At 57.3% G+C, this 19,570-nt stretch carries 19 protein-coding genes; 11 read left to right on the plus strand and 8 right to left on the minus strand.

Annotation, left to right across the window (positions count from 1 at the left end; genetic code table 11):
- Nucleotides 1–5: 5 nt before the first annotated feature.
- On the plus strand, nucleotides 6–1,301 hold the full coding sequence (locus Q1B13_RS06830; protein ID WP_299078719.1) for an MmgE/PrpD family protein: 1,296 nt from the start codon (nucleotides 6–8) through the stop codon (nucleotides 1,299–1,301).
- On the opposite strand, the gene pyrC is transcribed toward Q1B13_RS06830, so the two are convergent.
- Nucleotides 1,298–2,335, minus strand: a complete 1,038-nt coding sequence (gene pyrC / locus Q1B13_RS06835) for a dihydroorotase (RefSeq protein WP_299078723.1) — start codon at nucleotides 2,333–2,335, stop codon at nucleotides 1,298–1,300. The genes Q1B13_RS06830 and pyrC overlap by 4 nt on opposite strands.
- Nucleotides 2,336–2,515: 180 nt before the next feature.
- Here pyrC and Q1B13_RS06840 point away from each other — a divergent pair, with 180 nt between their 5' ends.
- Nucleotides 2,516–3,424, plus strand: a complete 909-nt coding sequence (locus tag Q1B13_RS06840) for a MoxR family ATPase (protein WP_299078726.1) — start codon at nucleotides 2,516–2,518, stop codon at nucleotides 3,422–3,424.
- Between the two features lie 58 nt (nucleotides 3,425–3,482).
- Nucleotides 3,483–4,739 (plus strand): VWA domain-containing protein, encoded by a 1,257-nt coding sequence (locus Q1B13_RS06845; RefSeq protein WP_299078729.1) that lies wholly within the window; start codon nucleotides 3,483–3,485, stop codon nucleotides 4,737–4,739.
- Between the two features lie 4 nt (nucleotides 4,740–4,743).
- Here the strand turns inward: Q1B13_RS06845 and Q1B13_RS06850 are convergent, their stop codons facing one another.
- Nucleotides 4,744–5,244 carry a hypothetical protein gene (locus Q1B13_RS06850; protein ID WP_299078732.1) on the minus strand — a complete coding sequence of 167 codons (501 nt, stop codon included), beginning with the start codon at nucleotides 5,242–5,244 and terminating at the stop codon, nucleotides 4,744–4,746.
- A gap of 233 nt (nucleotides 5,245–5,477) precedes the next feature.
- Here Q1B13_RS06850 and Q1B13_RS06855 point away from each other — a divergent pair, with 233 nt between their 5' ends.
- The 5 genes from Q1B13_RS06855 to Q1B13_RS06875 all read left to right on the plus strand — a co-directional run bounded on the left by Q1B13_RS06855 (nucleotide 5,478) and on the right by Q1B13_RS06875 (nucleotide 11,405).
- The gene (locus Q1B13_RS06855) at nucleotides 5,478–6,446 is read left to right on the plus strand and encodes an XdhC family protein (protein WP_299078735.1); all 969 of its coding nucleotides are present in this window, start codon (nucleotides 5,478–5,480) and stop codon (nucleotides 6,444–6,446) included.
- Nucleotides 6,443–7,444 carry a molybdopterin-binding protein gene (locus Q1B13_RS06860; protein ID WP_299078738.1) on the plus strand — a complete coding sequence of 334 codons (1,002 nt, stop codon included), beginning with the start codon at nucleotides 6,443–6,445 and terminating at the stop codon, nucleotides 7,442–7,444. The genes Q1B13_RS06855 and Q1B13_RS06860 overlap by 4 nt, the downstream gene beginning before the upstream one ends.
- A 149-nt stretch (nucleotides 7,445–7,593) precedes the next feature.
- Nucleotides 7,594–8,079, plus strand: coding sequence for a (2Fe-2S)-binding protein (locus tag Q1B13_RS06865; RefSeq protein ID WP_299078741.1), 486 nt, complete (start codon nucleotides 7,594–7,596; stop codon nucleotides 8,077–8,079).
- A 79-nt stretch (nucleotides 8,080–8,158) separates the two neighbouring features.
- Complete coding sequence (locus Q1B13_RS06870) at nucleotides 8,159–10,519, plus strand: xanthine dehydrogenase family protein molybdopterin-binding subunit (RefSeq protein WP_299078744.1); 2,361 nt, start codon at nucleotides 8,159–8,161, stop codon at nucleotides 10,517–10,519.
- Between the two features lie 94 nt (nucleotides 10,520–10,613).
- Nucleotides 10,614–11,405: a xanthine dehydrogenase family protein subunit M gene (locus Q1B13_RS06875; protein WP_299078747.1), complete on the plus strand. Its 792-nt coding sequence runs from the start codon at nucleotides 10,614–10,616 to the stop codon at nucleotides 11,403–11,405.
- 49 nt (nucleotides 11,406–11,454) lie between these two features.
- On the opposite strand, the gene Q1B13_RS06880 is transcribed toward Q1B13_RS06875, so the two are convergent.
- Nucleotides 11,455–12,354, minus strand: coding sequence for a MurR/RpiR family transcriptional regulator (locus tag Q1B13_RS06880; RefSeq protein ID WP_299078750.1), 900 nt, complete (start codon nucleotides 12,352–12,354; stop codon nucleotides 11,455–11,457).
- A gap of 87 nt (nucleotides 12,355–12,441) precedes the next feature.
- Between Q1B13_RS06880 and Q1B13_RS06885 the strand changes: the two genes are divergently transcribed.
- The 3 genes from Q1B13_RS06885 (at nucleotide 12,442) to Q1B13_RS06895 (ending at nucleotide 15,034) form a co-directional block, all read left to right on the plus strand.
- Nucleotides 12,442–13,230, plus strand: a complete 789-nt coding sequence (locus tag Q1B13_RS06885) for a 3-keto-5-aminohexanoate cleavage protein (RefSeq protein WP_299078753.1) — start codon at nucleotides 12,442–12,444, stop codon at nucleotides 13,228–13,230.
- A gap of 2 nt (nucleotides 13,231–13,232) precedes the next feature.
- On the plus strand, nucleotides 13,233–14,549 hold the full coding sequence (locus Q1B13_RS06890) for an aspartate aminotransferase family protein (protein ID WP_299078756.1): 1,317 nt from the start codon (nucleotides 13,233–13,235) through the stop codon (nucleotides 14,547–14,549).
- A gap of 77 nt (nucleotides 14,550–14,626) precedes the next feature.
- Nucleotides 14,627–15,034, plus strand: coding sequence for a hypothetical protein (locus Q1B13_RS06895; protein ID WP_299078759.1), 408 nt, complete (start codon nucleotides 14,627–14,629; stop codon nucleotides 15,032–15,034).
- A 21-nt stretch (nucleotides 15,035–15,055) separates the two neighbouring features.
- Here the strand turns inward: Q1B13_RS06895 and infC are convergent, their stop codons facing one another.
- The 5 genes from infC to Q1B13_RS06920 all read right to left on the minus strand — a co-directional run bounded on the left by infC (nucleotide 15,056) and on the right by Q1B13_RS06920 (nucleotide 19,521).
- A complete protein-coding gene (gene infC, locus Q1B13_RS06900; RefSeq protein ID WP_366140857.1) occupies nucleotides 15,056–15,604 on the minus strand; it encodes a translation initiation factor IF-3 in 549 nt (182 codons plus the stop codon).
- Between the two features lie 157 nt (nucleotides 15,605–15,761).
- Complete coding sequence (locus tag Q1B13_RS06905) at nucleotides 15,762–16,595, minus strand: ferredoxin--NADP reductase (RefSeq protein ID WP_298933452.1); 834 nt, start codon at nucleotides 16,593–16,595, stop codon at nucleotides 15,762–15,764.
- A 106-nt stretch (nucleotides 16,596–16,701) separates the two neighbouring features.
- Nucleotides 16,702–17,109, minus strand: coding sequence for a DUF934 domain-containing protein (locus tag Q1B13_RS06910; RefSeq protein WP_299078762.1), 408 nt, complete (start codon nucleotides 17,107–17,109; stop codon nucleotides 16,702–16,704).
- Entirely contained in the window at nucleotides 17,106–17,867 is a 762-nt protein-coding gene (locus Q1B13_RS06915) for a phosphoadenylyl-sulfate reductase (RefSeq protein WP_299078765.1), read from the minus strand. The genes Q1B13_RS06910 and Q1B13_RS06915 overlap by 4 nt, the downstream gene beginning before the upstream one ends.
- Entirely contained in the window at nucleotides 17,857–19,521 is a 1,665-nt protein-coding gene (locus Q1B13_RS06920) for a nitrite/sulfite reductase (protein ID WP_299078768.1), read from the minus strand. The genes Q1B13_RS06915 and Q1B13_RS06920 overlap by 11 nt, the downstream gene beginning before the upstream one ends.
- Between the last annotated feature and the right edge of the window lie 49 nt (nucleotides 19,522–19,570).

Raw genomic sequence — 19,570 nt, forward strand, 5'->3', positions numbered from 1 at the left:
TGCGCATGCGTGATCTGACCACTTCTTTGGCAGCCTTTGCTGCCGGTCCTGCAACGACATCCGCCCAGGCGCGTATTGTTACCTCCTTGTCAGCGCTTGACTGGATCGCTGTGGGGCGTGCGGGTGCGGCCGAACCCGTCTCAAGCACTGTTCGGGATTTGGTTATGGGTGAAGAAGGCGCAGCCCAGGCGCATCTTTTCGGCGGCGGTGCTGCCCCGCTGCGGGCAGCGGCTTTAGTTAACGGTACTGTTTCGCACGCGTTGGATTATGACGACACGCATTTCGCCCATATCGGCCATCCTTCAGTGGCTGTTTTGCCCGCAGCGCTGGCGGTTACGGAATGGGATGACCGCATATTGGTGGACTTTCTCGAAGCCGCTTTGATCGGGATGGAAACCTCAATCCGAATTGGGCTGTGGCTTGGACGTGGACACTATCAGGTCGGGTTCCATCAAACTGCGACGGCCGGTGCTTTTGGCGCGGCTGTTGCGGTTGGGCGGGTGTTTGGGTTCGATGAGAAACAGATGCAGAACGTCCTGGGACTGACGGCAACACGTGCGGCGGGATTGAAGGCGCAGTTCGGGACCATGGGCAAACCATATAACGCCGGACTTGCGTCCTCTGCCGGGGTCGAGGCTGCCCTTCTGGTACAACGCGGTTTTGAGCCAAATGCTGGTGCGTTAGAAGGTCAATACGGGTTTGGATCCACCCATCAAGGTGCATCCGATGTAGACGCGGCACTAGACGGCCTAGGTGAAAAGTGGCTGTTCGAATCCGTCAGTCACAAACTGCACGCCTGCTGCCACGGTTTGCATGCCGCGCTTGAGGCTGCGCGGGATCTCGACATTGCCGAGCCGGAAGTGGCTGAAATTAGGATCAAAACGCACCTACGATGGATGAGCGTCTGCAATCAGGTCGCTCCGACAACTGGCTTGGGCGCCAAGTTCTCCTACCGCACCGTTATCGCGATGCAAGCCTTGGGGTTTGATACAGCCTTACCGACCAATTATTCCAAGAAGGTCTGCACCAATCCGCGTATCACGTCCCTGGGGGATCGCATCACTGTCGAAGCCGACGATACTCTTTCCGAAACCCAAGCCCATCTTTCGCTGTTGCGTCGTGACGGAGTTCGCCGCGAAGCGACGCATGACCTATTGGCGCCAGTGTCACTGGCTGATCGCGAAGACCGCGTGCGCGGAAAGGCTGCCAAGTTGATTGGCAGCGACGAGGCGGACGCGATTTGGTCGATGCTGCGCACCGGAGGACGCGCCCGCGATCTGGCGGAAAGACTGACGGATTAGTCGACGCGCCAATGCAAAGGAAAGCCCGGATCAAAAACGGTTACCGGTCCGTCAGCTGTTTCGATTTTGGCCGGGTAATCCACCGGGCCGCCCTTGGTTAGGGTCAGCGTGTCTTCGTTTGCGGGTAACCGGTAAAAAGCTGGCCCATTGAGCGACGCAAACCCTTCTAACTTGTCCAACGCGCCTTCACGCTCGAACATCTCCGCCAACAAGGACATGGTATTGGTCGCGGTGAAGCACCCGGCACATCCGCAGGCCATTTCTTTATTGTCATCGGTATGAGGCGCACTGTCGGTGCCCAGAAAATATCGACTATCGCCCGATGTCGCCGCGGCGAGCAACGCCAATCGGTGCTCTTCGCGTTTGGCAACGGGCAAGCAGTAGTAATGCGGCTTGATCCCGCCAACCAGAATGTGGTTGCGATTGATGATCAGGTGGTGCGCGGTAATTGTTGCGCCCAGATCGGTATCATTGGCTTTAACGTAGTCTACACCGTCCTTGGTCGTAATGTGTTCCATGACCACTCGCAGGCCAGGCGTCGACTTGCGGATCGGGTCCAGGACACGATCAATGAATACCGCTTCGCGGTCAAAAATGTCGATCTCAGCATCTGTGACCTCGCCATGCACACAAAGGGGCAGGCCAATTTCGGCCATCTTCTCAAGCACCGGGCGCACTTTGTCGAAATCCCGCACGCCCGAGGCCGAGTTTGTTGTGGCGCCGGCAGGATACAGTTTGACCGCACTTATCAAACCCTTGGCATGTGCAGCTTCGACGTCAGTGGGATCTGTATCTTCGGTCAGATACAGGGTCATCAGCGGTTTAAATGTCATGCCGTCCGGAAGTGCCGCCAGAATACGCTCCCGATACGCGGCGGCTTGTGTGCCTGTCACGACAGGGGGCACAAGATTGGGCATGATGATCGCGCGGGCAAAGTGGCGCGCGGTTTCGGGCAGGACAGCCTGCAGCATAGCGCCATCGCGCAAGTGCAGATGCCAGTCGTCGGGGCGGCGGATCGTGATGCTATCGGTCATGAGCCATCCGCTAACACAGCCGCTTGCCTCGGGAAAGAGCCGCGTTGCAGCAAATAGACCTAGCCAAGGCGCGGGCATGCCTGAAGCTTGCCAAACAATCGGATCGTCGTAAGTGGTTCATCGATCAGTGACTTGACGCATGACGTGCGTCGTGACCTGTTAGGCCCAAGGAGAAACCATATGCACCAACCCCAATCAATTGATGCCGTTCAGCAGGTTCTCGGCGACCAAGGCTATGTCTGCGGTCGGGCCTTGGCGACGGTGGTGTTTCTTGCCCTGAAACTGGGCCGACCTTTGTTTCTGGAAGGTGAGGCAGGTGTCGGAAAAACCGAGATTGCAAAGGCACTCGCCAGCGGTCTCGGGCGCAGGTTGATCCGCCTTCAGTGCTACGAGGGTCTGGATGCGTCCTCGGCCGTTTACGAATGGAACTTCCCTGCACAAATGGTGGCAATTCGCACGGCTGAGGCGTCTGGCGGGGCAGATCGCAACAGTTTGCAGACCGAACTGTTCTCGGATGAGTATCTGATTGAACGCCCGTTACTTCAGGCCATGCGGCCCGACGAAAATGGTGCGCCGATCTTGCTGATCGACGAACTCGACAGAACCGATGAACCATTCGAGGCCTTCCTGCTGGAAGCGCTCAGTGATTTTCAGGTGACCATCCCCGAACTCGGAACTGTGAAAGCCCCGGAACCGCCTATCGTAATCGTCACCTCGAACCGCACCCGCGAAGTGCATGATGCATTGAAGCGTCGCTGCCTGTATCACTGGGTCGACTATCCCGATTTTGAACGGGAAATCGAAATTCTTCACGCACGCGCGCCTGAAGCTGCAGATGCGCTCAGCCGCGAAGTCGTAGCGTTCGTTCAACGCCTGCGCACCGAGGATCTGTTCAAGAAACCAGGCGTGGCAGAAACGATCGATTGGGCCAAATGCCTGCTGGCCTTGGATGTCATTAATCTGAGCCCGGAAGTCATCGGCGACACTTTGGGGGCGATCCTGAAATACCAAGACGACATTCAAAAACTGCAAGGGTCCGAGGCGAAGCGAATTCTGGATCAGGCGAAAGCCACGCTCGAACCGGCCTGATGCTTCACCTTTTTCTAAATACTCCGGGGGTATGGGGGCGGCGCCCCCATGATGTATGATGGCAGAACAACTCCCAATCGATATCCCCGACGACCCGAAACTGGCACAGAATATAACGCATTTCGCGCGGGCTTTGCGGAAGGCCGGATTGCCCATTGGTACAGGTCGCGTCGTTGACGCCATTCGTGCGGTTCAGGTGGCGGGCTTCACCGAGAAACAGGATTTCTATTGGACGCTTCACGCCTGTTTCGTTACTCGCCCCGAGCATCGCACGGTTTTCGCACAGGTTTTCCGCCTCTACTGGCGTGATCCACGTTACCTTGAACATATGATGTCCATGATGCTGCCTGCAATTCGCGGGGTGCAAGAGGACCGCAAGGCCGATGCCGGAGAAAAGCGCGCGGCCGAAGCTTTGTTGGATGGTGTGGAACGCGACCCTCCCGAGTCCCGCGAAGACGAAGGCGAGACCGAGCTTGAAATCGATGCGTCGCAAACCGCGTCATCCGAGGAACGTTTGCGCAGCCTTGATTTTGAACAGATGAGTACCGCAGAAGTTGCGCAGGCCAAACGTCTGCTGGCGCAATTGAATTTGCCCGTCAAACCTATTGCCAGTCGCAGGGGGCAGGCCAGTCATCTGGGCCATCGCATAGACCGGGGGCGCACGTTGCGCGCTGCCATGCGGCAGGGGGGTGAGCTGCGCGACATTGCCCTAATGAAACCCAAGCCGCGCTGGCCCAATCTGGTGGCTCTGTGTGATATCTCGGGTTCGATGAGCCAGTACAGCCGCATTATTCTGCACTTCTTGCATACCGTGTCGAACACCAAAGGCGCGGGCTGGGCCAAGGTTCACGCATTCACGTTCGGAACTCGGCTGACAAATATTACCCGTCACCTGCGGCAACGTGATGTGGACGCTGCATTGGCTGCGGCGGGCTCAGAGGCTCAGGATTGGGAAGGCGGAACACGGATCGGGGAGTGTCTGCATGCCTTCAACCGGGATTGGTCACGCCGTGTCATGGGGCAGGGTGCTGTGGTTCTGTTGATCTCGGATGGTCTGGACCGGGGCGAACCCGATGCGTTGGCGAAAGAGATGGAGCGGTTACACCTGTCCTCTCATCGTCTGATCTGGCTCAACCCGCTTCTGCGCTGGGATGAGTTTGCGCCCAAGGCGCAGGGAATTGTATCAATGTTGCCGCATGTGGATAGTTTCCGCGCGGGACACTCAATCGCCTCGCTAGAAAATCTGGCGGCTGTTATTTCCAAACCTGACGACGTGGGTGAGAAAGCGCGGCTGATGTCCGCGCTTTCTGCCTGAACTTTTATCCAAGCTGCTTTTCGTTACACTCGCGCGCCATTTCGATGGCTTTATAGGTGCCTGTCAGATCTACCGTGAAAGCGAACTCTTTCTCGGGGAAAACGATCATGACCTTTTTCTTGGCCAGATCATCGGCGAATTGGGGGTCGTCTGAAAGGACGTAACCGCCGGAATACCCTTTGGTAATGTTGCCTTTCATGCCGGTCGCTTCGCCCAGATAGATGTTGTCACCCAACAGGATCGCCACAGCCTCTTTCTCACCGCGCTTGATGTTGGTTTTGGCTTTGGTGAAAACACCGACGTAACCAACGCCACGGTCCTCGGTCAGACCCATCTGGACCACGTTTTCAGCATCGTCGACAGCTTCTATCAGGCAGGATTTCTTTTCGTTGTCGATGAACACCTTCCAGCCCTCGACTTCGCCATAGCGTTCAAATGTATCAGCCCATGCGACGGTTGAGGTTAAAAGACCGATCGCCGTTCCCAGTGTAAGAATGCGTTTCAACTTTTTGTCTCCGATATAAAATGGTCAAAGCGGGCAGCCGGTTGATGACCGGCTGTGGCAGCAGGCTAGAGGCTGGAATATCGACATTCAATGCTCTGCTTCAGGGAATGTGGCGGTATTCCCGTACTACTTAGCCGCGAAGTCGGTTTCGACGCTTCACTTTCTTGGGTTGATCTTACTTTTTATTGCCTCAAAGCGCCTTATGTTGGATCGGAACACGCCGGGAGGGTTCGATGGATCGATTCGATAACAGTCCAGAGACAGCGCTGGAATGGTTTCGCAGTGGCCGCGGCGCCGCCCTTGCCACCGTTGTTGAAACCTGGGGCAGTGCGCCGCGCCGTGTTGGCGCGCAACTTGCCATTGGCGGAGACGGTCGGATCGAAGGGTCTGTGTCGGGCGGCTGTGTAGAAGGCGCCGTAATCGTTGAAGCGCTGGAAGCTATCGACGAGGGGGAAGCCCGCCTGCTTGAGTTCGGCGTAAGCGACGAAGATGCCTTCGCTGTCGGGCTTGCTTGCGGAGGGACCATTCGGGTTTTGGTTGAGCCCATTGGTCAGGTCTTGCCCGAACCAATGCTGGCCGAACTGGTCGAGGCCCGGGCGGCACGCGAACCGCTGGCCTATGAGGTCAATGTTGACACCGGCCGCCGCGCTTTGCGCCGAACTGGCTATGGCCAACGGCTGCGCATGGATCGCTCTGGTTTTGAAGAGGATGGCAGGACTTTTGTGGCCGTGCACAACCCGCCGCTGCGTTTGATCGTCGTTGGGGCGGTTCACATCGCGCAGGCCTTGGTGCCGATGGCGCGAATTGCGGGGTATGATCCGGCCATCGTTGACCCGCGCGAGGCGTTTGCCTCTGACGACCGGTTCCCCGGCGAAACGATCCTGACGGACTGGCCGGATGAGGCCGTCGCCAAATTGGGATTGGATTCGCGCACGGCCGTCGTTCTTCTGACCCACGATCCGAAACTAGATGACCCGGCGCTGCAAGCCGCGCTGGGGGCAGGTGTGTTTTACATTGGTGCGCTGGGGTCCAAGCGAACCCATGCAAAACGTGTCGAACGAATGCAGAATGCGGGCATCACCGACGCGCAGATTTCACGGATTTATGGGCCGGTTGGGCTGGATATCGGCGCATCGGACCCTGCAGAAATCGCGGTAGCGATCCTGGCGCAGATGACCGCCGTGCTGAGAGGACGGGTATGAAATTTGGACCGATCTCGGTTGCACAATCCGAAGGCGCAATCCTGGCGCATTCTGTAACAGCCGCTGGCCGGAAGCTTCGCAAGGGCCTGTCCCTTTTGCCTGAACATGTGGCTCAACTGGCCGAAGCGGGCGTCGAAGAGGTCATCGTAGCCCGGTTGGAGCCCGGCGACTGTCATGAGGACGAAGCCGCACGGATCCTGGCCGAAGCGCTGGCGACGGACCCCGCATCTGCTAATCTTCGGGTGACCGAAGCGTTCACCGGTCGTGTAAACCTGTTGGCGGATGGGCCCGGCGTGGCCGTGCTGGATGTGGCAGCGTTAGAGCAGTTCAATCAGGTCAATCCGATGATCACAGTCGCAACTGTTCCGCAGTACCAGCAAATGGGCGTGGCGGGCATGGTGGCGACCATAAAAGTTATTTCTTACGCCGTGCCCAGAGCAGACGTAATGCGTGCCGCGAACTTGGCTCGGGACGTGATCCGTCTTGTCCGCCCGGTGCATCAGAGCGCCGGTTTGGTTGTCACGGATATTCCCGGCGGCCCGCCAAACGAGAAAGGCGTTTCAGCGATCCGCGGGCGGGTCGAGGCGTTGGGCATGGATTTGTGTGATGTCCAGATCGTACCGCATGAAACTGAGGCGCTTGCGGCCGCGATCTCGGGCGTAGGTGGGCAATTGGTGCTGATCCTGACCGGCTCTGCTACTTCGGATTTTGATGATGTTGCGCCCGCGGCCGTCCGCGTCGCAGGGGGCGCGGTAGATCGGTTCGGCATGCCTGTCGATCCTGGGAACCTTCTGTTTTTGGGCGCACTTGGGAAACGTCCGGTGATTGGACTGCCGGGATGTGCACGGTCTCCGGCATTGAACGGCGCTGATTGGGTTCTGTCCCGGGTCGCGTGCGGAATTGAGACGACGGGAACGGATATCGCCGGGATGGGTGTTGGCGGTTTGCTCAAGGAAATCCCGACCCGACCGCAACCGCGCGCACAACGGAAGAAGTGACACGGTCGATAGATGCCGCTGGCTTTGCGTTGATTGCCCGTGAAACTTTTGCGACTTTTGTCTTGCGTATTGCGACAAGATTTTTGTTCTCAAACGAAAATTCCCGTGTTTAACTCGAAACAAGCAAAAATATAAAATGGGAGGAATCTATGACACAGGTCTCCATGACCGTGAACGGTAAGTCTGTGAGCGGTGACGTCGAAGGCCGCACTTTGCTTTCCAGCTTTCTGCGTGATCACTTGTCACTGACCGGAACGCATGTCGGTTGTGACACGGCCCAATGCGGCGCGTGTGTTGTGCACGTGGATGGTGAGGCGGTTAAATCCTGCAACATGCTGGCGCTTGAGGCGGATGGCGCTGATGTTGGCACGATTGAGGGTCAGGCGAATGCAGATGGGTCCTTGAATGTGATCCAGCAGGCGTTTCAAGATCATCACGGCCTGCAGTGTGGTTTTTGCACGCCAGGCATGGTGATGAGCGCGGCTGCGCTGCTGAAGGACAATCCGCGCCCAACCGAAGCAGAGGTGCGCAAGTACCTGGAAGGCAATCTGTGCCGCTGTACCGGATATCACAATATCGTCAAAGCGATCATGGCCGCATCCGGTCAGGACGTCAGCAGCATCGCTGCCGAATGATGCCGCTGCGGGCGTCAGGGGAGACGCCCGTGGGATGACATAGGATGCATAGCATCCGTTTATGGGAGGAGAACAAGCAATGCCCAAAGACAGTGGCATCGGAGCCAGTTCCAAACGGCGCGAGGACGTGCGCTTTCTGACCGGAGCAGGCAACTACACCGACGACATCAACGTACATGGTCAAGCCCATGTGTATTTCCTGCGGTCCGACATCGCACATGGCCGGATCAATAAAGTGGACACTTCGGCGGCCGAGGGCATGCCCGGTGTCGTCAAAGTCTTCACCGGCAAGGATTTCGAAGGCGTGGGCGGTATGCCCTGCGGTTGGGAGGTCACCGACAAGCACGGCGCGCCGATGCAGGAACCGCCGCACCCAATTCTGGCGCAGGGTAAAGTGCGTCATGTAGGCGATCCCATCGCAGCCGTAGTGGCCGATAGCCTAGAACAGGCGCGCGATGCCGCTGAGGCGATCGATTTGGACATCGAGGAACTGCCTGCGGTCATGAACATGAAGGCTGCCGCGCAGGATGGCGCGACATTGGTTCATGACGATTTGAAGAACAACATTTGCTATGATTGGCAACTGGGCGAGACGGATGACGCCAAGGTTAACGAGGTGTTCGCCAATGCGGCCCATGTGACAACTCTGGATCTGGTCAACAACCGTCTTGTCGCCAATCCGATGGAGCCCCGTGTGGCGGTGGGGGAATATGCCCGCGCGACCGAGGACTATACGCTCTATACCACTTCGCAGAACCCGCATGTGATCCGCTTGCTGATGTGCGCCTTTGTGCTGGGTCTGCCGGAACATAAGGTGCGTGTGGTGGCGCCCGATGTGGGCGGAGGTTTTGGCACGAAGATCTTCCACTATGCCGAAGAGGCGTTCTGCACATTCGCCGCCAAGGCCTGCAACCGCCCGGTCAAATGGACGTCCAGCCGGTCCGAGGCGTTCATGTCAGATGCCCATGGCCGCGATCATGTCAGTAAGATCGAACTGGCTCTGGATTCGGATAACAACTTTGTCGGCCTGCGTACCAACACCTATGCCAATCTGGGGGCCTATCTGTCGACCTTTTCCAGCTCGGTTCCGACCTGGCTGCATGGCACGCTCATGGCAGGCAATTACAAGACCCCGGTCATTCAGGTGAATGTGAAGGCGATGTTCACCAACACAGTGCCGGTGGATGCCTATCGCGGCGCAGGCCGCCCCGAGGCGACCTATCAGTTGGAGCGCGTCGTCGATAAGGCCGCGCGCGAGTTGGGTGTCGATCCGATTGCATTGCGGCGACAGAATTTTGTAACCCAATTCCCTTATGACACACCGGTCGCGCTGACCTATGACACCGGCGATTACAACGGGACCATGGACAAGCTTGAGGCTGCTGCCGATCTGACAGGCTTTGTCGCGCGTCGTTCGGCCAGTGAGGCCAACGGCAAGCTGCGTGGTCTGGGCATCAACTGCTATATCGAGGCTTGCGGCATTGCGCCGTCGAACATCGTTGGCATGCTGGGGGCCCGTGCGGGTCTTTATGATGCCGCAACCGTTCGGGTGAATGCCACCGGATCAATCAGCGTAATGGTTGGTGCACACAGCCACGGGCAGGGGCACGAGACTGCGTTCCCGCAGGTTGTGGCTGACATGATCGGCATCGACGAGTCGATGGTTGAGATCGTACATGGCGACACCTCGAAGATCCCGTTTGGCATGGGCACCTATGGGTCACGCAGCTTGGCTGTTTGCGGCTCGGCCATGGTGAAAGCCACCGAGAAGGTGATCGACAAGGCCAAGAAGATCGCCGCCCACCTGCTGGAGGCCTCCGAGGCGGATATCGAGCTGAAGGATGGTCAGTTCAGCGTGGCTGGCACCGACAAATCGGTGGCCTGGGGGGATGTAACCCTGACGGCCTATGTGCCGCATAACTATCCGCTGGAAGTCGAGCCGGGGCTTGAAGAGACCGCGTTTTACGACCCGGCCAACTTTACCTTCCCGGCTGGCGCTTATGCCTGTGAAGTCGAGGTTGACCCCGAGACCGGTCAGGTCAGCATCGAGGCGTTCACGGCGGCGGATGACTTTGGCAATATCGTCAACCCGATGATCGTGGACGGTCAGGTGCATGGCGGTATTGGTCAGGGCATTGGTCAGGCGTTGCTTGAGAACTGCGCCTATGATGAGAATGGCCAACTGCTGAGCGCATCTTTCATGGATTACGCGATGCCGCGCGCCGATGACGTGCCGTTCTATGGCGTTGACCATTCCAGCCAGACGCCCTGTACCCACAATCCGCTGGGTGTGAAGGGTTGTGGCGAGGCCGGTGCGATCGGCTCGCCACCGGCTGTGGTCAACGCGGTTCTGGATGCGCTGAACTCGGGTGGCAAGGAGGTCGATCATATCGACATGCCGGTCAGTCCGTCGCGTGTCTGGGCGGCGATGAACGGGTGAGTTATGGGGAAGGCTGGGGGCGCTGCCCCCAGACCCCCGGAGTATTTCCAAAAAGATGAAGAGCGGAAGGGTGCTCTTTGGAAAGGAAGACGAAATGTACAATTTCGAGTTTGAGAAGCCCTCGACCATTGCTGATGCGGTTGCAGCACTGGGGAGCGAAGATGCGCAGGCGCTGGGAGGTGGGCAAACCCTGATCCCGACGTTGAAACAGCGCCTGGCAGCCCCGTCGTCGCTGGTGTCCCTGAGCAGTATTGCTGAGATGCAAGGGGTCTGCGTCGAGGATGATGGCTCGGTCGCCATTGGCGGCGCGACGACCCATGCGGCGGTGGCCGCTGACGCGGCTGGCAGCTATCCGGCGCTGGCAGCGCTGGCCGGTCAGATTGGCGATCCGGCGGTGCGTAATCGCGGCACCATTGGCGGTTCGATCGCCAATAATGATCCTGCGGCCTGTTACCCTGCGGGCGCGTTGGGATCGGGGGCTACGATTGTAACCAATGCCCGGCAGATCGCGGCAGATGACTTCTTTCAGGGCATGTTCACCACGGCGCTGGATGAGGGTGAGATCATCACCAGTGTCCGGTTCCCGGTGCCGCAGGCGGCCAGCTATCAGAAATTCCTGCAACCGGCATCGCGCTTTGCGCTGGTGGGTGTGTACCTGGCCCGGTTTGCAGACGGTGTGCGTGTTGCTGTCACCGGCGCCAGCGAAGACGGTGTGTTCCGCTGGTCCGAGGCCGAACAGGCGCTGAGCAAAGAGTTCCGCGAAGACGCGCTGATGGATCTGAATATCAACCCCGCCAACATGATCGCCGATCTGCACGGTAGCAAAAACTACCGCGCACATCTGGTCAAGGTCATGACCAAACGCGCCGTACAAGCGACCATCTAAATACGAATCTCAGAAAGTAGGTTAGAGCCCCGGTCAAAACACCGGGGCTTTAAGGCCTGCGCAGTTTGGGAAGTTTTGATGGTTGCCAATAGGCGTTGGTGTCTTCTCGGGCTTTTTCGTAATCTTCGACCCTCTGGCGCGCAGCATCCCCGCCCGCAGCGAAGAGATGGCCCAGCAGGCATTCCAGAACCGCCATTGCCCCGGAAAAACTGGAGAAGTGATGCATTGACCGGGTGCTGATCTGAAAAGTCACATCGGGTTTGATACCGGGAGCGATGAGATCACTGTCAGAGATCAGGATGATCCGCATGCCCTTGTCCCGCGCAAAGCGCATCGACCGGATTGTATCCGCGGAATGGGGGTGAACGGTCATGGCAAGCAGGCAATCGTTTTTGTCTGCGTCCAACAGATCATCTATCGCCGATCCCATGTGGCGTGGGATTAGGTGTAGATCCGGATGAGCCATACGACCGACATATTGAAAATAGTATGCCAGCGCATGGCTGGCGCGGGTGGCCGTGATGAAACACCGGCGGGCACCAAGAATGAAATCTGTGGCTTGCCTGATCTTCTTGGGGTCCATCAGGCGCAGCGATCTCGTGACTACATTCAGCTCGTTTTGAGCAAGGGATGCCTGAGTTTGGCTTAGTTGATCGGCTGACCTCATGCGCGCCAACCAATCCTGTTGCAGGCTGTCCTCTTTGTCGGTGACGAGCGCTTGTCGGAATGGCTGTCGGAGAGCATCAAAACCGTCAAAGCCCAGCCGTTGGGCCAGCCGGACCAAAACGTTCGAACTGGCGCCGATCTTTTCTGCAGTGACCCGAATGGGGTCGATGCCGAAATCCGCGGGGTGATCGATAATGTACTTGGCCGCCGCTTGAAGCTGCGGTGGAAATTGATCGATATTGCGACGTAAGAGTTTGACCAACTGGATGGATGTATTCGTCATTACCAAAGAAAAACATATGTTTTGAAATTTGAAAATAGAAAACGCCGGGTAGGTGGCTGTATGACAAGGGCGGCAGGAGCACCAGCAATGTCAAATCCGCTTCGACGACAAGAAGTCAGTTCATGGGCGTCCCTTGAAAGACCCTATGTAATGGTTGCCCCAAACGGGGCGCGGTTGGACCGGCTGGGCCATCCTCAGCTTCCGGTTTCCGTCGACCAGATCGTAGAGGTTGCGCGGACATGCTTTGATGCAGGCGCTCAGGGCTTGCATTTGCATGTTCGGGATGATCAGGGGCAGCATTCGCTGGACGCCGGGCGATACCGCGAGACGATTGCTGCGCTTCATTCGATCGTTCCAGACATGGATGTGCAGATTTCGACTGAGGCTGCGGGTGTCTTTGACGTTAAGGCACAATTGGATTGCCTTCTGGAGGTTCAACCGACATGGGCGTCGATTTCGGTGCGCGAAATCGCGCGCGCGCCCCAATTGGCCGAGCGTGTTTATGGTCTTTGCAAGGAACAGGGCACTCGTGTTCAGCACATCCTGTACGATGCGGAGGATGCGAAGTTGTTAGAGCATTGGAAAGCCAACAAGATCGTTCGGGCCGGGCAGGCTGATCGCTTGTTTGTGTTGGGCCGGTATGCGACCGCTCAGGTGTCAGCCCCGGAAGATATCGATCTTTTCCCCCAGGACGCAGAACCATGGATGGTGTGCGCCTTTGGGTCTCAAGAACACATCTGTCTGCAAGAAGCCGCCTTGCGTGGAGGTGATGTGCGCGTAGGATTTGAAAACAGCCTGACCGATCCAACTGGTCGGCCCTGGAGCGACAATGCTGAATCTGTTGCGGCGCTGATCTCCAGGATTGAAAGGACCTAAAAATGAGCCACGTTTTTCCGAGACATACCAAAGCCGAACTGCCGGTCGCTGCAGGCAGTGATGGGTGTTATCTGATCGATACGCAGGGCAAACGCTATCTGGACTGTGGCGACGCGGCTGTGTCTTGTCTGGGTCATTCCAACCCGGCCGTGATTGAAGCTGTTCAGAAACAAGTGGAACAGATCGCATTTGCGCATAGTGGTTTCATGACCTCTGAGCCGGCAGAAGCACTGGCTGATCTGTTGATTCAACACCCGCCGGGAGATCTGGATCGGGTGTATTTCGTGTCCGGAGGGTCAGAGGCAACTGAGGCGGCAATCAAGCTGGCGCGCCAGTACTATCTCGAAATCGATCAGCCCGAGCGTCACCACGTCATTGCCCGACGCCAAAGCTATCACGGAAACACTTTGGGGGCTTTGTCGGCAGGCGGGAACGCATGGCGGCGGGCGCAATTTGCCCCGATGTTGATCGAGATGACGCATATTGCCCCGTGTTATGAATATGCCGAAAAGCCCGACGGTGAGAGCAGTTTTGAGTATGGCCAGCGCGTTGCCAATGAGTTGGAGGAAGAAATCCTGCGGTTGGGCCCCGAAACGGTTATGGCTTTCATGGCTGAACCGGTTGTGGGGGCGACACTTGGCGCGGTTCCGGCGGTTGAGGGGTATTTCAAGCGTGTGCGTGAAATCTGTGATCAATACGGTGTGCTGTTGATCCTAGACGAAGTCATGTGCGGCATGGGGCGAACCGGGCATTTGTTTGCCTGCGATCACGACGGTATCGCACCAGACATTCTGTGTATCGCCAAAGGGTTAGGGGCAGGGTATCAACCAATTGGCGCCATGCTGTGCTCGGGTCAGATTTATGGCGCGATTCGGGATGGGTCGGGGTTCTTTCAGCATGGGCATACGTATATCGGCCATCCAGTGGCGACTGCGGCGGCTTTGGCGGTTATGACCGAACTTACAACGCGCGATCTGCCCGCGCGCGCCGGTGTCATGGGAGAACAATTGCAATCCGCGTTGGAGGCCGCTTTCGGACAGCACGCGAATGTCGGCGATATCCGGGGGCGAGGGTTGTTTCGAGGCATTGAGTTGGTCGCCGACCGAGAGGCGAAAACTCCGTTCGATCCCGGCTTGGGGATCGCTGGAAAGATCAAAAAGGCTGCCATGGCCGAGGGGTTGATTTGTTACCCTATGTCAGGGACCCGAGACGGCAGGAACGGGGATCATATTCTTTTGGCCCCGCCGTTCATCATTGCGGATCAACAGGTTGAAGAACTGGTCGAAAAATTGGCGCGTGCGCTGACGTCTGTGATCTGACAATGATGTGACCAGCCTTCCGGTTCAGGAAGAACCATATAGTTGTGTCTCACAGCTCGCTGACTTGGGGTTATGACATGCTGCTAGATATCTGGACGAGTTTTCGGAACTTGCCTTTGTGGGTTCAGATCTGGGTGTCATTCATTCTGGTCCCAGTGAACTTGATACCGTTGGCGTTTCTGGATCAGCCGCTGGGGATTCTGATCGCGGTTCTTGCGATTGCAGGAATGGCGTTCAACCTGCCGATCATGCTGGTGACCCGCAGTATGTCTGGTGCGATGGCGTTGCCTCACATTGTTTTCTGGACACCTATGGTTGTGATCGTCATTGGCCTATTGCTGAGCGGCGCGGAATTGCCATCGACTTATCTTGGGTTTCTTGTGATCCTGTTTGTTGTCGATGTCATTTCGATTGCCTTTGATATTCGGGATGCGGCCCGGTGGCTGGCCAACAAAAAAGCCCTCGCCAATGGGCGAGAGCTTTAGAAAACGACAGCTGACGGCAGGTTACTTCTGCGGCAGTGGACCGATCATCATGATCATCTGACGACCTTCCATCTTTGGCATGTTCTCGACCTTGCCAATGTCCTTGGTGTCTTCCGCAACGCGTTCAAGCAATTCGCGACCCAGATTCTGGTGGGCCATCTCGCGGCCACGAAAACGCAAGGTGACTTTCACCTTGTCGCCGTTTTCCAAAAACTTGAACACATTGCGCATCTTGACGTCGTAGTCATGCGTGTCGGTGTTGGGCCGGAATTTGACCTCTTTCACCTCGATGATCTTCTGCTTTTTGCGCGCTTCGGCTTCCCGCTTTTGCGTCTCATACTTGAACTTGCCGAAATCCATGATCTTGCAGACCGGGGGATTTGCGTTCGGAGAGATCTCTACAAGATCAAGGCCGGCTTCGTCGGCCATCTGCATAGCTTTGGCGGGATGAACCACCCCGACATTTTCGCCTTCAGCGCCAATCAGGCGGATTTCGGGGGACCGGATCTTGTCGTTTACGCGTGGGCCAGTGTCTCGTTGCGGCGGCGCGTTGTGGGGTCTGCGAGCTATTGGTTCATTCCTTTGATTATTGCAGAATTTCGAGCCCGGAATTTAGACTGGTGCGCGGATTGTTTCAAGCAACATAAGTGCCGGGAAACACGAAAATCCAAGGATTTATAGCGGGATTTGGCTGGCTGAGTGTGGAATTCCCGGCCAGCCACGCAGATCAGCCGACAAATGCCTTTTCGATCACGAATTCTTTCGGGTCAGAATTCGCACCTTCACGCAGCCCGAATTCTTCCAGTATCGCTTTGATATCGAGGTTGAACGCCAGTGATCCACAGACCATGGCACGATCTGTTTCGGGCTTGATGCCACCTTCGACACCCAGATCCGAAAACACAGTGCCGTCTTTCAGCAACTCGGTGATACGTCCCATCTTTGGGCTCTGTTCCCGGGTGGTGGTCGGGTAGTAGCGGATCTTGTCGGCAAATCCTTCGCCGATCAGTTCGGCCAGCAACTCGTCCTGACGGATGTTTTCGATCAACTGACGACCATATTCCAGCTCGGCCACTTCTCGGCAGGTATGGGTGATGATGATTTCGTCATAATCTTCATAGGTCTGCGGCTCGCGCAGCAGCGAGGCGAATGGTGCAAATCCGGTGCCGGTGGCAAAGAACCACAGGCGTTTGCCGGGCAGCAATGCATCATGCACCAACGTACCAACCGGCTTGGGACGTAGGATGATCTGATCACCCGGTTTGATGTGCTGTAGTTTCGAGGTCAGCGGGCCGTCCTGCACTTTGATCGAGTAGAACTCCAGCTCTTCGTCCCAGGATGGCGAGGCGATCGAGTAGGCGCGCAGAAGTGGCTTGCCGTTGTCACCCAGCAGGCCAATCATCACGAACTCGCCCGAGCGAAAACGCAAGCTGGCGGGGCGGGACACCTTGAAGGAAAACAGACTGTCAGTCCAATGCTTCACATCGGTCACGGTCTGGGCGTCCGGCAGGACAGGGGCCTTAACGGCGGTGGCTTCGGTCACGGGCATCATCTCTGTCATCATTTCACTGTCGGTCTGTTAAACCGACATCTCCGTTTAAGCTTTGATTCAGGTCATGAAAAGGGGGCGGATTGCCCCCTTGTGTCACAAGCTGGCGGGCGGTGAGTTAACCGCGCAGGCGGGCCTGATAGTTGTTTTCCAGCCAATTGGCGCGCGCAAGCCATTGATCTTCTGGTTGGCGAGAGGCCAGATCCTGGTCGATTTCGACCTCGTCAAACCCGCTACGGCGGGCCATCGCGTACTGATCAGCCAGCACATGCCCTTTGGCACGCAACCGTCCGGTATATCCTTTCAGGCGCAATGTGCGGGCAATGGTAAAACCACGCCCATCCGCAAAAGAGGGAAAATCCACCCGAACCATTTCAGCGCTGCCCAGACGGTCGATCAACTCATCGGGGTCCGTGTCCGAGGCGACATCCAGCGCCACAACGTCATTTGCGGCGTCTTCCAATGTCACATAGCCATTGGTCCAATCATCGGGGGTGAACCCTTCATCGGTTACAATTACAGTCATGTTTTCTCTCCTGCGCGCACCATTTTGCCGTCGACAAAGTGGATGCCGCATTCTTCTTTGCTCTGATCACGCCAGCGTCCGGCGCGGGGGTCTTCGCCTTCTTTGACCGGCGAGGTGCAGGGCGCACAGCCGATCGAAGGGTATCCTTTCGCCACCAGCGGATGCCGGGGTAGGTTGTTTTCGTCCATATAGGTGCGCACATCTTCGGGCGCCCAATGCGCCAGCGGGTTGACCTTGATCCGACCGGTGCCGTCTTCGACCTCAAAGAACTCGAGCGTGGTGCGGGTACCCGCCTGAAACCGTTTGCGCCCGGTGATCCAACCGCAATAGCCCGACAAAGCCTGTTGCAGCGGGAAGGTCTTGCGCAGGTTGCAGCACGCATCCGTATCCCGCAACCGCAGCGCGCCATAGGGGTCTTCGCGCTCCACATCTTCATCATCCGCTCGGATGATCTTGACGTTTCGCAACCCCAGACGCTCGCTGACCACTTGCTGATATTCCAGCGTTTCGGTGAACAACATCTGCGTGTCGATGAACAGCACCGGCGTCATCTTGTCGACCACCGCTGCCATATGAAGCAACACCACCGATTCAGCGCCGAAGCTTGAAACTAAGGCAAGCTCGTCGATTTCTTCTATGGCACCATGCATCACGTCATGGGCGCTGTGATGGCGGAACCGGGTGTTCAGCGCGTCGACCCTTTCGGTCAACTCAGCGCGGTCTTTGCCCAATTCCGTCTGGATCAGGTCAAGCGGCATTGGCCTGCGCCTCGGGGTAGAGGGCCGCTTTGAACGGTACCATTCCAACCCGACGGTAGGTTTCAAGGAAAGTTTCCTCGGCGCTTTCACGTTGTTCCAGATAAGCTTCGACGATGCGTTCGACAGCGGGCACGATTTCGTCATAGGCAAAGCCCGGACCTGTGCGGTCGCCGATTGCAGTGGTGTCAGTCCCGTCACCACCCAAAGTAATCTGGTAGTTCTCAACGCCTGCACGATCCAGACCCAGGATGCCGATATGACCCACGTGATGGTGACCACAGGCATTGATGCAGCCCGAGATCTTGATCTTCAGATGTCCGATGTCATGCTCGAGCTTCAACTCGTCGAAACGGGTCGCGATCTGCTGTGCCACCGGGATTGAACGGGCTGTCGCCAGCGCGCAGTAGTCCATACCGGGGCAGGCGATGATGTCGCTGATCAAGCCGATATTGGCCGTGGCCAGTTCGTATTCCTTCAACTTGGCGTGGATCGCAGGCAGGTCGGATTTGTGGACATGCGGCAGGATCACGTTCTGCTCATGGCTGATGCGCAGTTCGTCATAAGCGAACTCTTCGGCCAGATCGGCCATCACGCGCATCTGTTCAGCCGTCGCATCACCGGGTGTAGCACCGTGCTTCTTGATCGAGATCGTTACGATCGCATGGTCCGCGTTTTTGTGCGGCGCGATGTTGGTGTCGACCCAAGACCGGAAGACCGGATCATTGGTATAGGCGCTCTCAAACGAGACCACCGAACCGTCACGATAGGTTGGCGGCGCAAAGTGGCCTTTGATCTCTTCCAACAGGTTCATGTCCGCACCTTTGAACTGGGGGCGGGTCTGGAGGAAGCGCTCATTGACTTTGGAGCGGATCGCATCGATGCCATGCTCGTGCACGGTGATCTTGATGCGCGCTTTGTACTTATTGTCGCGGCGACCGATTTGGTTCCACACCGAAACGGTTGCTTCAAGGTAAGCCAGCAGATCGTCAAAGGCGACGAAGTCCGACAGTTCCTTGCCAATCATCGGGGTACGGCCCAGGCCGCCGCCAACGATAACGCGCGCGCCCAGAACGCCATCGCGTTCAACCAGTTGCAGGCCGATATCATGTGCTTTGATCACCGCGCGGTCGTTTTCGGATCCCGTGATGGCAATCTTGAACTTACGCGGCATGAACTGGAATTCCGGGTGGTCGGTGGACCATTGGCGCAGCAATTCAGCATAGGGGCGCGGGTCTGCGACCTCATCTGCGGCGGCACCGGCGAAGTGGTCGGCGGTCACGTTGCGGATGGTGTTGCCTGAGGTCTGAATGGCGTGCATTCCAACCTCGGACAGCGCGTCCAGCATATCTGGCACGTCGTTCAATTTAGGCCAGTTGTACTGGATGTTTTGCCGCGTGGTGAAATGGCCATAGCCCTTGTCCCACTTCTCGGCCAGCAGGGCCAGTTGACGCATCTGCGCGCTGTTCAGTGTGCCATAGGGAATGGCAACCCGCAGCATGTAAGCATGCAATTGCAGATACAGACCGTTCATCAGGCGAAGCGGTTTGAATTCATCCTCGGTCAGCGAACCGTCAATGCGGCGCTCGACCTGCGCGCGGAACTGTGCGTTGCGCTCTGCCAGGAATGCGGTGTCGAATTCGGAGTAGCGATACATGTCTAGCTGTCCTTAAGTGCAGCCCCAAACCTGGGGGCCTTGAAAGGGG

Source organism: uncultured Ruegeria sp. (assembly GCF_947489545.1).
In the GTDB taxonomy this organism is placed as follows: Bacteria; Pseudomonadota; Alphaproteobacteria; order Rhodobacterales; family Rhodobacteraceae; genus Ruegeria.